Source organism: Alcanivorax sp. (assembly GCF_051117345.1).
GTDB lineage: Bacteria > Pseudomonadota > Gammaproteobacteria > Pseudomonadales > Alcanivoracaceae > Alcanivorax.
In genome coordinates, this window is record NZ_JBNPEC010000205.1 from 1 (window position 1) to 13,919 (window position 13,919).

At 58.4% G+C, this 13,919-nt stretch carries 13 protein-coding genes; 8 read left to right on the forward strand and 5 right to left on the reverse strand.

Going from position 1 to position 13,919, the window contains the following annotated elements; translation table 11 throughout:
- The first annotated feature begins 100 nt into the window (after positions 1-100).
- The 4 genes from ACFE0K_RS12955 to ACFE0K_RS12970 all read left to right on the forward strand — a co-directional run bounded on the left by ACFE0K_RS12955 (position 101) and on the right by ACFE0K_RS12970 (position 3,955).
- A complete protein-coding gene (locus ACFE0K_RS12955) occupies positions 101-736 on the forward strand; it encodes a metal-dependent hydrolase (protein ID WP_434536468.1) in 636 nt (211 codons plus the stop codon).
- 13 nt (positions 737-749) lie between these two features.
- Complete coding sequence (locus tag ACFE0K_RS12960; RefSeq protein ID WP_434536457.1) at positions 750-2,264, forward strand: flavin-containing monooxygenase; 1,515 nt, start codon at positions 750-752, stop codon at positions 2,262-2,264.
- A 128-nt stretch (positions 2,265-2,392) separates the two neighbouring features.
- Positions 2,393-2,860 (forward strand): DUF3465 domain-containing protein, encoded by a 468-nt coding sequence (locus ACFE0K_RS12965; RefSeq protein WP_434536458.1) that lies wholly within the window; start codon positions 2,393-2,395, stop codon positions 2,858-2,860.
- Between the two features lie 384 nt (positions 2,861-3,244).
- Positions 3,245-3,955, forward strand: coding sequence for a pseudouridine synthase (locus tag ACFE0K_RS12970; protein ID WP_434536459.1), 711 nt, complete (start codon positions 3,245-3,247; stop codon positions 3,953-3,955).
- 154 nt (positions 3,956-4,109) lie between these two features.
- On the opposite strand, the gene ACFE0K_RS12975 is transcribed toward ACFE0K_RS12970, so the two are convergent.
- Positions 4,110-4,994 (reverse strand): oxygenase MpaB family protein, encoded by an 885-nt coding sequence (locus tag ACFE0K_RS12975; protein WP_434536460.1) that lies wholly within the window; start codon positions 4,992-4,994, stop codon positions 4,110-4,112.
- Between the two features lie 128 nt (positions 4,995-5,122).
- Positions 5,123-6,007 (reverse strand): LysR substrate-binding domain-containing protein, encoded by an 885-nt coding sequence (locus ACFE0K_RS12980; RefSeq protein WP_434536461.1) that lies wholly within the window; start codon positions 6,005-6,007, stop codon positions 5,123-5,125.
- A 129-nt stretch (positions 6,008-6,136) separates the two neighbouring features.
- Here ACFE0K_RS12980 and ACFE0K_RS12985 point away from each other — a divergent pair, with 129 nt between their 5' ends.
- The gene (locus ACFE0K_RS12985) at positions 6,137-6,340 is read left to right on the forward strand and encodes a hypothetical protein (protein ID WP_434536462.1); all 204 of its coding nucleotides are present in this window, start codon (positions 6,137-6,139) and stop codon (positions 6,338-6,340) included.
- A 101-nt stretch (positions 6,341-6,441) separates the two neighbouring features.
- Here ACFE0K_RS12985 and ACFE0K_RS12990 read toward each other — a convergent pair whose 3' ends face one another.
- Positions 6,442-8,097, reverse strand: coding sequence for an electron transfer flavoprotein-ubiquinone oxidoreductase (locus ACFE0K_RS12990; RefSeq protein ID WP_434536463.1), 1,656 nt, complete (start codon positions 8,095-8,097; stop codon positions 6,442-6,444).
- A gap of 746 nt (positions 8,098-8,843) precedes the next feature.
- Here ACFE0K_RS12990 and ACFE0K_RS12995 point away from each other — a divergent pair.
- The 3 genes from ACFE0K_RS12995 (at position 8,844) to ACFE0K_RS13005 (ending at position 11,473) form a co-directional block, all read left to right on the forward strand.
- Complete coding sequence (locus tag ACFE0K_RS12995; protein WP_434536464.1) at positions 8,844-9,593, forward strand: electron transfer flavoprotein subunit beta/FixA family protein; 750 nt, start codon at positions 8,844-8,846, stop codon at positions 9,591-9,593.
- The gene (locus ACFE0K_RS13000; protein ID WP_035244716.1) at positions 9,593-10,522 is read left to right on the forward strand and encodes an electron transfer flavoprotein subunit alpha/FixB family protein; all 930 of its coding nucleotides are present in this window, start codon (positions 9,593-9,595) and stop codon (positions 10,520-10,522) included. Before ACFE0K_RS12995 ends, ACFE0K_RS13000 begins: the two co-directional genes overlap by 1 nt.
- 174 nt (positions 10,523-10,696) lie before the next feature.
- Complete coding sequence (locus ACFE0K_RS13005) at positions 10,697-11,473, forward strand: SDR family NAD(P)-dependent oxidoreductase (protein ID WP_434536465.1); 777 nt, start codon at positions 10,697-10,699, stop codon at positions 11,471-11,473.
- A gap of 101 nt (positions 11,474-11,574) precedes the next feature.
- Here ACFE0K_RS13005 and ACFE0K_RS13010 read toward each other — a convergent pair whose 3' ends face one another.
- Both ACFE0K_RS13010 and ACFE0K_RS13015 read right to left on the reverse strand, forming a co-directional pair.
- Positions 11,575-12,678 carry an NAD(P)/FAD-dependent oxidoreductase gene (locus ACFE0K_RS13010; protein WP_434536466.1) on the reverse strand — a complete coding sequence of 368 codons (1,104 nt, stop codon included), beginning with the start codon at positions 12,676-12,678 and terminating at the stop codon, positions 11,575-11,577.
- A 65-nt stretch (positions 12,679-12,743) separates the two neighbouring features.
- The coding region (locus ACFE0K_RS13015; protein WP_434536467.1) for an LTA synthase family protein at positions 12,744-13,919 on the reverse strand (1,176 nt) is incomplete at its 5' end.

Here is a 13,919-nt window from a genome sequence, read left to right on the forward strand (position 1 = left end):
GATTTGTGTTCCGGCGGGGGAGCCATTCTTTATCCAAAGCGTGAGCAATTACCGGTATGAAAGCACCGACCCGCCCCTGAAGTAACGAGGCTCAGCCTTTATCGGCCAAGAAGGTTGTCACACCCGTGAGCATGAGGAATACAACGAGGCACTGGTGGCCGAGGGTATGCCCATCGAGGCCATGGATGCGGTGGTGGTGCGGTTGCTGGAGCTGGTGAAGAAGGCGCCCCGTTCCGTTCAGCTGGCTGCTACGGTGGCACTGGAGCACCTGACCGCCGTGCTGGGGGACATGCTGCTGCGCAATACCGAATTGATGGAAGGGGTGGACCCGCATTACTCGGCGATCTGGCGCTGGCACGCCATTGAGGAAACCGAGCACAAAGCGGTGTGTTTCGATGCCTTCGAGCAGGTAGTGGGCAAGGGCATCAAGGCCTATGGCCTGCGTGTCGGCGCCTTTCTGCTGGCCAATGCCTTGTTCTGGAGCCTGTACGTGCCGTTCTACATGGTGATGGTGGCGAAGTCCGGGGGCCTGCTGAACCTGAAGGGCTGGTGGAAGGTGGTCAACCTGACGGTGGGTCGACCGGGCGTGCTGCGCCGGGCTCTGCCGGACTGGTTCGATTTCTTCCGCCCTGGGTTTCACCCCTGGATGCATGACAACCGCGAATTTCTGGACCAGGCCGAGGCGCTGATGGACGAAGTGGCGGCCTTTGATGTGAACCGGATGAAAGCCGCCTGAGGAGGGCAGGGACATGACCAGTAAAGCGAAGATTTCAGCAAAGACGATTTCCGTGGATGTGGCCATTGTGGGCGCCGGGTTTGGCGGGCTGTGCATGGCGATCCAGTTGCGCGAAGCGGGCAACGAGGATTTTGTGATCCTGGAAAAGGCGGCGGAAGTGGGCGGGGCCTGGTACTTCAATGGCTACCCGGGGGCGGCCTGCGATGTGCAGTCGCACCTGTATTCCTTTTCGTTCGCCGGCAAGGCGGACTGGAGCAAGCGCTATGCGCCCCGGGACGAAATCGAGAACTACATTCTCGACACCGTGGAGCAATACCAGCTGCGGCCTTTTATCCAGTTCAACCAGGAAGTGAACGAAGCCCATTTTGATGAGACTACTGGCCGCTGGACCGTGCGCACTGCTGCAGGCATGACCATCGATTGCCGCCACTTTGTGCTGGCCTCCGGCCCGTTGCACGTGCCGAATGTGCCCAACATCAAGGGGCTCAAGCGCTTCAAGGGCAAGGTGATGCATTCGGCAGAGTGGGACCACGGCTACGACCTGGTGGGTAAGAAGGTGGTGTCCATCGGCACCGGTGGCAGCGCCATTCAGTACTGCCCAGAAATTGCACCCAAGGTGAAGAAGCTGTCCGTGTTCCAGCGCAGCGCGGCCTGGGTGATTCCCCGGGATGAGCGTGGTTACTGGGGCATTCAACAGCGGCTGTTCAAGCGCTTCCCGGCGCTACGCAAACTGCATCGGGCGCGGCTGTACTGGAGCAATGAATCCCGGGTGGCCCCGGCCTCCAGCCCCAAGGCAGCGCAGCTGCTGGGGACCCTGTGCAAGCAGTTCATTCGTTTTCAGGTGAAAGACAAGGCGCTGGCGAAAAAGCTGACGCCGGATTACACCTTCGGCTGCAAGCGGGTGCTGATTTCCAACAAGTGGTTTCCCATGTTCAACCGCGACAACGTGGAGCTGGTTACCGCCGGTATCCGCGAGGTGAAAGCCAATAGCGTGGTCACCGATGATGGGGTAGAGCATGAAGCGGATTGCATCATTCTCGGCACTGGCTTTGTGGTAGATCCGCGTATCTATATGAAAGACTTTCCGCTCACCGGTTTGCCGGGCCATGACCTGCATCAGGACTGGGCCAAGTCCGCGGAAGCGCATTACGGCGTTACCGTCAGTGGCTACCCGAACCTGTACATGCTGGTGGGGCCGAACACGGGCCTGGGCCATAATTCGATTCTGTTCATGATCGAGTGCCAGGTGAAATACATCCTGCAATGCATGGCGCTGCTGCGTGAGGAAGGCGCGGACTATCTGGATGTGAAACCGAAAGCCCAGGAAGCCTTTAATGCCAATGTGCAGCGCCGCCTGCAGGGCACCACCTGGACCTCTGGTTGCACCAGCTGGTATCAACAGGACGACGGCAAGAACTTCGCGCTGTGGCCGGGCTCCACCTGGCGCTACTGGCTGCAAACCCGCAACGTGCGCTCCACGGATTATGAGTTTGTGTGCACGAATGCTGAGGCAACGGTGGAAGCCTGACGGTGTCTTGAATCTATAAGTGAAAGGGAGGGGCAGCCTGGGCTGCCCCTTTTTTGTGGATGGCGGTTCTGGCATTGCGGATGTCTTGTGGTAAAAAAGGAGGGAATAAACACGTCAGAGATACGTCGATGAAAAAAATGGTCCCGGTTATTGCGGCTGCCGTGACGGTGCTGGCCCTCTACGGATTGGATAATCTGCGAGATGACAGCACAGTCAGTCAGGCTCCCGCTCAGGCACCCCAGACGCAAGCGGCCTCGGCTCCGGGTGATGGCGTTATTCAGGCGGCCTATGAAAAGCAGCAAAGCGATGTTCAGGTGGAAGGTGCCGGTCGGGTGGTCAAGGTTCTGCCGGACGACAATAAGGGCAGCCGACACCAGAAGTTCATTCTTGAGCTTGCCTCTGGTCAGACCATTCTGATCGCTCATAACATCGATCTGGCGCCACGCATTCCGGACTTGCGTGAAGGCGAGAGCGTCAGCTTCTACGGCGAGTACGAGTGGAATGAGCGGGGTGGTGTGGTCCATTGGACCCACGATGATCCCCAGGGTCGCCATGTGGACGGCTGGTTGAAACATGATGGCAAGACCTTCCAGTAGCCTGCCGATGTGGCTTTCAACTCCTGCTGGCTAGGGAGCCTCTGAATAACTCCTTGCATGCTCAGCGTGACCTGAAGCGTGCAACTGTTGTGTCTTGTCTCGATGGTCAGGGTGGTTCCCTTTCCGAGAGGCAAGGCGCAGCAGATGTGCGCTTCAGGTCGCGCCCCCTGTGCTCAGGAGTGCTTCGGGTCCTCCAGGCTGGCCCGCACTCGTTGTTGCGTGTTGAAGGTGAAGAGCCGATGGATGGACATACACCTTCAAAATCGCGCCCTCGGTGCTCTGCGAGTATAGATTGCGAACCAGCCTGAAAGACTGAGTACGCAAGGAGTTTTTCAGAGGTTCCCTAGAGATTGTAATCTCCGGGCCGCGCTCTATGATCCCGCCATGACTTCCCGATACCACCGCCTGGACCGTTTCCTCAGCAACCGTCTGCAAATCAGCCGCAGTAACCTGCGGCTGTTGCTGGCTGCCGGGCGCGTGCAGGTGAATGGCGAGGTGGAGCGTGACCGGCAGCGACGTGTCGGCCCGTTTGATGTGGTGGTTTGCGATGGCGAGATTCTGCAGGCAAACCGGCCCCGTTACCTGATGTTGAACAAGCCCGCTAGCGTGGTCAGTGCTACCCGGGATGCGCATCATCCTGCCGTGCTGGATCTGTTGCCGGCGGCTCAGCGACAGGGGCTGCATCTGCCAGGGCGCCTGGATTTCAATTCCACCGGTCTGCTATTGCTGACCAATGACGGTGACTGGTCCCGGCAGTTGAGTGAGCCGGAGAATCAGGTGCGCAAGCATTACCGGGTGACGGTGGAGCAGCCGTTAACCGACGAGTACGTGGCCGCGTTTGCCGAGGGCATGTGGTTCGAGTACGAGGGCATCATGACACGCCCGGCGGAGCTGAAAATCCGCAGCACGTTCGAGGCGGATGTGTGGCTATGCGAGGGTCGCTATCACCAGATCAAGCGCATGTTCGGGCGCTTCGATAACAATGTGCTGACGCTGCATCGGCTGGCGATTGGTAACCTGATGCTTGATGAAACGTTGAAGCCGGGTGAGTGGCGCGAGCTTTCGGCGTTGGAGGTTTCCTCCATTTTTTCATGAGGGGACACTGTCACAGATTGCGTAGGGTGCACTGAGCCTAAGGCGAACTGCACCATCAAACGTGGGATCGGTGCAGTTCGCCTTAGGCTCAGTGCACCCTACGTCTTGGCACCAAGGGTGTTTGTGACCTTTCCCTCTCTAATCCGTGAAGCACTTAAACCAACGGTTTGCCTTTCTTCAGGCGGTGGCGGAAATCCCATAGCACCAGGTTGTAGGGCGCCTGCCGGATGACGCGCGGCAACAGCAGACTGATGCGGCCAATGGTGCGTACGGTCCGTTCGAAACGGCGCTGCTTTTTGTCATTCCATTCCAGCCGCATCTGCTCACGGACGTGAGGGGGAAGGAAACCGGTGGTCATAAACCGGTTGAAGCGACCCAATAGAAACCGGGTTACCGGGCTGAGGAATTTCAGGTCGGCGATCATCATCAGGTACTGGCGGATGCGCTCGTCGATGTGCAGTTTCTCCAGGCCCTCCTGCCAGTAGGCGTCAAACGCCTCCAGGTCTTTTGGCCAGGTATCCTGGCGCACTTGCAGGGTGGTCCCCAGAGGGTGGGCCAGTTGGTAAAAGGTTTCCTGCTCTTCCCGGCTCATTGGCCCATGGAGTTTCTGGTGGGTGTCCACGAAGCCCCAGTAGAGGCAGGCGGCGACCCACATCTGCAGGTTTTCATCGAAGGCGTTGTATTTCACCGGTGAGTTTTCGGTGGAGTGAACCTGGGCATGGGAGCGATTCACCGCCCTGCGGTAGGCCAGCTTCTCTTCACTGGTGCCCATCATGGCGACGGCCAGGTAGGTGAAGGTGGTGCGCGAGCGTTTGATCGGATGATGCAGTATCGAGCCACTCTCCACCCGACTTTCCGCCACCCCATACCCCACTGCGGGCAGAGCCAGTTGCAGGATGATGTTGGCACCCCCGGCCAACAGCATGGCGCCATCGAAGATGCCGGGGAATTGCTTGTCCAGTTCCCTGGCTGTGGGGGGGCTGGGCCATTCGTGTTCCAGTCTGGCCTGGCGGCTTTCCAGGTTGGCTTGAGCGGTCATTGTTTTTCTGTCCTCGCAGTCAGCGTGATGGTTCATACGCTTGTTTCATTTTCATGCTAGCGAGGAGTGCGCCATCAAACAATGAGACAAAATTAATTATTTGTATCGTTGTGGCATATTCTGACTGGTCACAGCCGCAATGCCCGGAAAACCGCTCGTACATGCCCGGCCAGCACATGGGTGGCAGAACCTTCTTCTCCACGGTAGAGCATGGCGATCTGGTAATCGCCCAGTTCCGGTAATGCGTATTCGTCGCCCAGTTGCTGCAAGGGCGGCTGAATGAGGCTGAGAGGGAAGGGGCCAATGGCCAGATCCGCCTGCATGGCCGCTTCCTGGCCGGCGCAGTGCTCACTGGTATAGGCCACCCGATAGCGGTGATCACTGCGGTCCAGGGCTTCCAGAGCCATCTTGCGCCAGGGGCAGCCCTGACTGGCCAGAGCCAGGGGCAGGGGAGTCTGGCTGACGGCGATGCCGCCCTGCGCGCCAGCCCACACCAATGGTTCGCTATGGACGACTTCGCCCCGTGCCGGGCGGGCCTGTTTGCCGGTGGTGACCATAATCAGATCCAGCTTGCCCGCATCCAGCTGCTTCAGCATGTCGGCGCTGCGGCCGACGATTACGTTTACCTGTACCGCAGGGTGGGATCGGGAAAACTGGGTCAACACCTGGGGCAGGATGCGGGTGCCGATATCATCCGGGGTGCCCAGCCGGACGGTGCCTTCCAGCTCCGGTGCGGTGAAGTGGCTGATGGCCTCCTGGTTCAGTTTCAGCAGTCGCCGGGCATAGCCGAGCATGGCTTCACCCTCGGCAGTCAGACTCACTCGGCGGGCTTCGCGAAGAAACAGCCTCTGGCCCACCTGTTCCTCCAGCCGCTTGATTTGCATGCTCAGGGCGGAGGGGGTGCGGAATACTTCGGCGGCGGCCTGGGTGAAGCTTTCGGTCTCGGCAATGGCCACGAAGCTGCGCAAGATTTCCGTGTCCAGCAGGGGCTGAAGAGGGCTGTCCGGAGGCATGGTCCACCTTTCAGAAAAATTGAACGATAGGTAAAGATCTTTTCGATTTACTGATAGTAAACCCGATTGCATCATGGAGGCCAATCACAGCCCAGCCACTCCACAACGTTCTCGAACAGGGAGGAGACCATGACACGTAATGACCCCCACACACTGGAAGCTCCCAAGCGGATTCAGTCCCGCAAGCCGGACCTGCACATGCCGGCCATGCCGCCACTGGAACTGATGGATGCTCTGGACTATCGCATTCGCCTGGCCTGGTATCGCCTGCGCAAAAATCGCGCGCAGCAGCGTGCCCGGGTGAGCCAGCGGCTGCAAAGAAAGCCGGTCTGATCATAGGGTTATGACTTCCGCTTTCTGGCCTCTGGCCGGACACAAAAAAGGCGCCTGGAAAGGCGCCTTTTTTGTTTGCAACACGGAAGCCGTGCGGCCAATTACATGTTCGGGTAATTGGGGCCGCCGGTGCCTTCCGGAGCCACCCAGTTGATGTTCTGGGTGGGGTCCTTGATGTCGCAGGTCTTGCAGTGCACGCAGTTCTGGGCGTTGATCTGGAAACGCTTGTCGCCAGTGTTCTCGTCCTCAACCACTTCGTACACACCCGCCGGGCAATAACGCTGGGCCGGCTCGTCCCACTTGGGCAGGTTCACCTCCAGCGGTACGTTCGGGTCTTTCAGCGTCAGGTGACACGGCTGATCTTCTTCGTGGTTGGTGTTGGACAGGAATACGCTGTCCAGCTTGGCGAAGGTGATCTTGCCGTCCGGTTTCGGGTAGTCGATCTTCTTGCTCTGATCAGCCGGCTTCAGCGTGGCGTGATCCGGGGTGGTGTCACGCATGGTGAAGGGCAGTTTGCCGTTGAACAGGTTGATGTCCACGAAGGCAAAGGCAGAGCCGATGAAGTTACCGAACTTGTGCTGGGCCGGGCCGAAGTTGCGCTGAGCGTGCAGCTCTTCGTGTACCCAGCTCTTGTCGAAGGCGTCTTTGTACTCGGTCAGCTCGTCGCTGCCACGGCCGCCTTTCAGGGCTTCTGCCAGAACTTCTGCGGCAATCATGCCGGACTTCATGGCGGTGTGGGTGCCCTTGATCTTGGCGAAGTTCAGGGTGCCGGCGTTACAGCCCACCAGCAGACCACCGGGGAAGGTCATCTTCGGCAGGGACTGCAGACCACCCTTGGAGATGGCACGGGCGCCGTAGGAGACACGCTTGCCGCCTTCCAGGTGTTTCTGGATTTCCGGGTTGGTCTTCCAGCGCTGCATCTCATCGAACGGAGAGACATGCGGGTTGGAGTAGGCCAGGTCGGTGATCAGACCCAGGGCAACCTGGTTGTTTTCGATGTGGTACAGGAACGCACCACCCGGGGAGCCGGATTCAGTCAGCGGCCAACCGGCGGTGTGAACTACCAGACCTTCCTGGTGCTTGGCCGGGTCGATGTCCCACAGTTCCTTGACGCCGAGACCGTAGTGTTGCGGATCGGTGCCTTCGCGCAGGCTGAATTTTTCCTGCAGCTGTTTGCCCAGGTGACCGCGGCAACCTTCGGAGAAGATGGTGTACTTGGCGTGCAGTTCCATGCCCGGGTCATAGCTGGGCTTGTGCTCGCCATCGGCGCTGACACCCAGTTCACCGGTGGCAATCCCTTTCACGGAACCATCGTCGTTGTAAAGAACTTCACTGGCCGGGAAGCCGGGGAAGATCTCGATGCCCAGGCCTTCGGCCTGTTCGGCCAGCCAGCGGCACAGGTTACCCAGGGAAATGATGTAGTTCCCTTCGTTGTGCATGGTCTTGGGTACGAACAGGTTGGGCACTTTCTGTGCCTTTTCCGGGCCGGTGAGGTAGTAGATCTCGTCGCCGGTGACCTTGGTGTTCACCGGAGCGCCCATGTCCTGCCAGTTGGGGAACAGCTCGTTCAGGGCGCGCGGCTCAAGCACCGCACCGGAGAGAATATGGGCACCGACTTCGGAGCCTTTCTCTACCACGACCACACTGATTTCCTGACCGGTTTCCTGGGCGATCTGGCCCAGACGGCAGGCGGTTGCCAGACCGGAAGGACCGGCGCCGACGATGACTACATCGACTTCCATAGATTCGCGTTCCACAGCCTGTCTCCTCGCTATCGATTGCGTGTTCGGCCCGGAAGCCACTGAGAAAGGGATTCTGAAACACTCTGCCACAGAAAACCCTTTCTCAGCAGCCGCCTCGGGCCAGCCTTGGGGTGGCGCGGAGTATATAGAGATAGGCGAAACCGCACCACTGTCGGGGGCCTCTGTATGGCTCTTTGTGTACTCTGCGTGACCTGAAGTGTACAGCTGGTGTGTTTCACCGCGAAGGGAAGGGTGGTTCCCTTTTCAAGCGGGGAAACGCATCAGATGTGCGCTTCAGGTCTCGCCCTACGGGGCTTTCAGGCAGACTCGCACTCGTTGTTAGCCTTCTTTGACAGGCCGCCAGCCTGCCTGCAGAAGGCTGCCTAGATTGCGAGCCTGCCTGAAAGCCAGAGCACATAAAGAGCCATACAGAGGCTCCCCACGTTGGCCGCAACGCCCGCGGTAATGTTACCGGGTGTTGATCCCGAGTAGCGGGGCGACGTGACCATTTCAAACAGGTGTTCGGATTATCCCTTGCTAGCTGGTTGATTTACAAGGAAATGGACGACTGCAAAGTCACGAAAAATGGACACCTTGTGTGGTCTATTTGCAGCAAAATCATTCGCTTACGGATTTTCGGCCTATTGACCTGCCTTAACCTAGCGTTCAAGATAGCTGCTCTTTCGCGGGGGTGGACCCGGCAACGGCGTCAATTATCGCCTCCTTCTACATGTCACCCAATGGAACATTCCGAGGATCCTATGAAGGTTCTTGTACCCATCAAGCGAGTCGTTGATTACAACGTCAAGGTTCGCGTGAAGGCTGACAACACTGGTGTTGATCTCGCCAATGTCAAAATGGCCATGAACCCCTTTTGTGAAATCGCTGTAGAAGAAGCGGTACGTCTGAAAGAGAAGGGTGTGGTTACCGAAATCGTTGCTGTTTCCATCGGTCCCAAGACCGCTCAGGAACAACTGCGTACTGCTATGGCTCTGGGCGCTGACCGCTCTATCCTGGTAGAAACCGACGAAGACGTTCAGCCGCTGGGCATCGCCAAAGCGCTGAAAGCCATCGTTGAGGAAGAGAAGCCTGATCTGGTTATTCTGGGCAAGCAGGCTATCGACGGCGACAACAACCAGACCGGCCAGATGCTGGCTGCGTTGACTGGCATGCCGCAGGGCACTTTCGCGTCTGAAGTGGACGTGGCCGACGGTAAAGTGAAGGTTACACGTGAAATCGACGGTGGCCTGCAGACCGTTGAGCTGAACCTGCCGGCTGTGGTTACCACTGACCTGCGCTTGAACGAGCCGCGTTACGCGTCTCTGCCGAACATCATGAAAGCCAAGAAGAAGCCGCTGGATACCAAAACAGCCGCTGATCTGGGCGTTGACCTGACTCCGCGTGTGACCACTGTCAGTGTGGAAGCTCCGGCCGAGCGTCAGGCTGGCATCATCGTTGGCTCCGTTGACGAGCTGGTCGAGAAACTGAAGAACGAAGCGAAGGTGATCTGATGAGTGTATTAGTTTACGCCGAACACGATAACGCCGCGCTCAACAAGGTCACCCTGAGTGTGGTTGCTGCTGCCAAAGAGATCGGCGGCGACATCACTGTGCTGGTAGCCGGTAAAGGCTGTGGCGCTGTTGCTGAAGAAGCGGCCAAGATCGATGGCGTTTCCAAGGTACTGTGCGCTGACAACGATGCCTACGAGCATCAGCTGGCCGAAAACATTGGCGATCTGGTTGCCGAAGTCGGTGCCGACTACAGCCACATCCTGGCTGCTGCCACCACCACCGGCAAGAACTTCGCGCCCCGCGCCGCTGCTCTGCTGGACGTGGCCCAGATCTCCGAGATCTCCGACGTGGTCGACGCTGATACCTTCAAGCGTCCGATCTACGCCGGTAACGCCATTGCTACCGTTAAGTGTGGCGATGCGAAGAAAGTCATCACCGTACGTGGTACTTCCTTCGATGGCGTTGCAGCAGAAGGCGGTTCCGCTTCTGTTGAGAATCTGGACGTTGTTAAAGACGCTGGCATTTCCTCCTTCGTGGGTGAAGAGCTGGCCAAGTCTGACCGTCCTGAGCTGACTTCTGCCGAGATCGTGATCTCTGGTGGTCGTGGCATGGGTAACGGCGAGAACTTTGAAATCCTGTACAAGCTGGCTGACAAGCTGGGCGCTGGCGTGGGTGCATCCCGTGCTGCCGTTGACGCAGGCTTCGTACCCAACGACATGCAGGTCGGTCAGACCGGTAAAATCGTTGCGCCGAACCTGTACGTTGCTGTGGGCATCTCCGGTGCCATTCAGCATCTGGCCGGTATGAAAGACTCCAAGGTCATCGTTGCTATCAACAAGGACGAAGAAGCCCCCATCTTCCAGGTGGCGGACTACGGCCTGGTGGCTGACCTGTTCGAAGCAGTACCGGAGCTGGACGGCAAGCTGTAAAAAGCCTGCTTCCCGCACCAACGAAAAACCCGGCCTTGTGCCGGGTTTTTTGTTTTTGAGCTACAAGCTACGCTCAATGGAGTGGGGAAGACCCAAACGTTCCGCGAAATGATGAACTCCTACAGGTGCCTTTAACCTGGTCAGGACAGTCAAGGCTGAAAGCTGGAGCAAAAAATGTTTTCGGGAAAAACCGCGTTAATTACCGGCGCCTCCAGCGGCATCGGTGAACAGATGGCGAGGCAACTGGCTGCTGTGGGCTGCAACCTGATTCTTGTAGCGCGGCGCACCGAGCGGCTCGATTCACTTGCCGGGGAGTTGGCGTCGGTCACCGTTGATGTGATTACGGCTGATCTTTCTGATCCGCAAGCGGCCGAAGCCGTGTTTGCACAGACGCAGGCATCCGGGCGGCAGGTGGATATTCTCATCAACAATGCCGGTTTTGGTTACCAGAAGCCGTTGTTGTCGCTGCCGGCGCCGGATCAGCTGGGCATGGTCGATGTAAACGTACGCAGCCTGCTGGCGCTGACTCAGCGGTTTGCCGGGCCGATGGCGCAACGGGGCCAGGGTTGGGTGCTCAATGTGAGTTCGGTGTCGGCCTGGTTTCCGATCCCGGGCATGGCCACCTATGCGGCCAGCAAGGCCTGTGTGCTGCACCTGAGTCGCGCCCTCCATGAAGAACTTAAGCCGGTGGGTATTGTGGTGACGGCACTGTGCCCCGGGGGCACCCGTACCGAGTTTTCGTCCATCGCCCGTGAGCGGATGGATCCGGATCTGGAAAAGACGATGATGCCTGCGGACGTAGTGGCAGCGGCAGGGCTGAAGGCGCTGGCCAGGGGAAAAGCGGTAGTGGTTCCTGGCGCCTTGTACCGAATCATGGTCTCCCTGGTGCGGGTGTTACCCGCTAGCTGGGTGACGCGTTTGGCGGGAAGGGTAATGGGGCGTCATCACTGATGCCGCTGAGCGTAGGGTGCACTGAGCCTAAGGCGAACTGCACCGGTCCGGCGTTTGAATGGTGCCGTTCGCCTTAGGCTCAGTGGCACCCTACGTAAAACTTAACCGTACTTGGCGATATCTTCTGCAATGGCCAGTGCTGCGGTTAGCCCCGGCGATTCAATCCCCAGCAGGTTGGTCATGCCTGTGATGCCGTGCTCTTTCTCTCCCTGTATCAGAAAATCCCGATAGGGTTCTCCTCCCATGAACAGCTTGGGGCGGATGCCGGCGTAGGCAGGGGAGAGTCTGTCTGGGTTCAGGCTCGGCCAGTAGCGTTGTATTGCTTCTTCGAATTGCGGTAGCCGGGCGCTGTTGACCTGGTAGTCGCTGTGCTTGATCCATTCTACATCCGGACCAAAGCGGGCATTGCCGGCCAGGTCCACGGTGAGATGGATGCCCAGCCCGTCCGCTTCCGGTAGCGGGTATATCAGCCTCTGGGTGGGGCTGCGCCCGCTGAGGGAAAAATAGTTGCCCCGGGCCAGCCGCTGTTCGGGGATTTTTTCTGCGGGAAATCCGTTGCAGCGTTTCAGTAAGGGAACGGCATGCAGGCCTGCGGCATTGATCATATGGCGGCAGCGCAATTCAAAGGCTGTGTCGTCGCTTTCCACCTGCAGCAGGAAGTCTCCGGGCTCACAGTCAATCCGGCGTACCCGGTGTCGATAACAGAGCAGCGCATCGTTGCGCTCTGCTTCCTGGGCCAGTCTCGACATGAGGGCATGGCTATCAAGGATGCCGCTGTGCTCGCTGAGCAGGGCTTCACTGGCCTGTAACCATGGCTCCTGCTGCTGCAGCCACTGCTGGCTGCAGCGGTGTAATCCTGTCGCTCCGCTGTTCAGAGCGTTGTGATGCAGTTGCTCCAGTGTGTTCTGTTGTCCTGCATTGGCAACGATCAGCTTGCCGCACTGCTGATAGGGAATCTGTTGTTCCTGGCAGTACTGGTACAGCAGGGCGTTGCCACGCAGGCACAGGCGTGCTTTCAGGGAGTCTTGTGGGTAATAGAGGCCGGCGTGGATGACTTCGCTGTTACGGGAAGAGAGGTGTTCGCCAAAACGGCTCTCCTGCTCGAGCAGAACAACGGACCTGGAGGCGGCAAGTTCGCGGGCGATGGCCAGGCCAATGACGCCGGCGCCGATGATGACGGTATCGGTGGTTTCACGCGATAGCACAATCGATGGCCCTGAAATGACAACGCCCTCAGTCTGAGGGCGTTGTTTTATGGAAACAAGATGAGTTAATCGTCTACGTTATCGTAGAACATGTAGCGTGCGGTTTCGTATTGCCCGCGAGCCAGTTTGAACAGCCGTTCGAAGACTTCCGGGTGCTCTGCAGCCACGTCTTGTTTGGGGGTGTCGCTATGCAGATCATGCAGGGTGGCGTCATTGCTAGCCGCATTGATACGCACCAGAAAATCTTTCGTGACCATGCCATAGATGGGGGTAGGCCCTTCTCGCAGCACCACAAAACTGGCGCGATCCCCTTCCGGGGCAGGAATCTGGAAATCCCGGCCCAGGGTGGTGTTGCGGTAGTTGAGCCCCAGCATGCCGGCAACGGTGGGTAGCACATCGACCAGACCGACCGATTCCTCAATCACCCTGGGTTTCAGGTAGCGGGGTGCATAAATGATGTGCGGAACATGGTTACTTTCCAGCCCCAGCTGATCCATGGCCGGCATGTGGGGCAGGGTGGTGATGCGGTTGCTGTGATCACCAAAGAACACAAAGATAGTGTTGTCGAAGTAATCACTTTCCCGGGCCCATTTCATATACTCGCCCACGTTGTAATCCAGCAGCCGTACCGCGTTGAACTGAGCCGCGCTGCGGAAGCCGTATTCGGCCAACTCCTCATCGGACAGGTCCGTGCGTGGCTGGAAGTCACCGTTATTGGCCGGAATGGTGAAAGGTCGGTGGTTGCCGGCAGTCTGGATGAAGGCAAAGAACGGCTGATCATCCGGCAGGTCGGCGAGAATCTGGTTGGATTCTCGGAACAGGTTCAGATCGGAAATGCCCCATACATCCACGTCAGGGGATTGCCAGTCACCTTCCTGGTACAGCTCCAGACCATCGATGGTTTGTTGCACCAGACCGTCCAGGTTGGCCCAGCCGGCATTGCCACCAATGAAATAGAAATTCCGGTAGCCCTCGAATTCATTCAGTACCGTGCGTTGGTGGCTGGTCAGCGGGTTGCGGCTGGCGCTTTCGGTGGGGGCCACATCAGGGATGCCGGTAAAGGTGGCCCAGATCGTCTTGGCGGTGCCGGTCACAGGCACATAGAAATTTTCGAAGCGCCAGCCATCTCGTCCCAGCTGATCCAGATTGGGGCTGCTTTCCACCGGTAATCCGTAGCTGCTGACGCGACTTGCTCCCAGGGATTCCAGCATCACAAAGACCACATTCGGCGGGCGCTCAGG

Excerpts from the sequence above, each read along its gene's own strand:
- ACFE0K_RS12960 (WP_434536457.1), top strand. The coding sequence starts at position 750 with ATGACCAGTAAAGCGAAGATTTCAGCAAAGACGATTTCCGTGGATGTG.
- ACFE0K_RS12965 (WP_434536458.1), top strand. The coding sequence starts at position 2,393 with ATGAAAAAAATGGTCCCGGTTATTGCGGCTGCCGTGACGGTGCTGGCC.
- ACFE0K_RS12970 (WP_434536459.1), top strand. The coding sequence starts at position 3,245 with ATGACTTCCCGATACCACCGCCTGGACCGTTTCCTCAGCAACCGTCTG.
- ACFE0K_RS12975 (WP_434536460.1), bottom strand. The coding sequence starts at position 4,994 with ATGACCGCTCAAGCCAACCTGGAAAGCCGCCAGGCCAGACTGGAACAC.
- ACFE0K_RS12980 (WP_434536461.1), bottom strand. The coding sequence starts at position 6,007 with ATGCCTCCGGACAGCCCTCTTCAGCCCCTGCTGGACACGGAAATCTTG.
- ACFE0K_RS12985 (WP_434536462.1), top strand. The coding sequence starts at position 6,137 with ATGACACGTAATGACCCCCACACACTGGAAGCTCCCAAGCGGATTCAG.
- ACFE0K_RS12995 (WP_434536464.1), top strand. The coding sequence starts at position 8,844 with ATGAAGGTTCTTGTACCCATCAAGCGAGTCGTTGATTACAACGTCAAG.
- ACFE0K_RS13000 (WP_035244716.1), top strand. The coding sequence starts at position 9,593 with ATGAGTGTATTAGTTTACGCCGAACACGATAACGCCGCGCTCAACAAG.
- ACFE0K_RS13005 (WP_434536465.1), top strand. The coding sequence starts at position 10,697 with ATGTTTTCGGGAAAAACCGCGTTAATTACCGGCGCCTCCAGCGGCATC.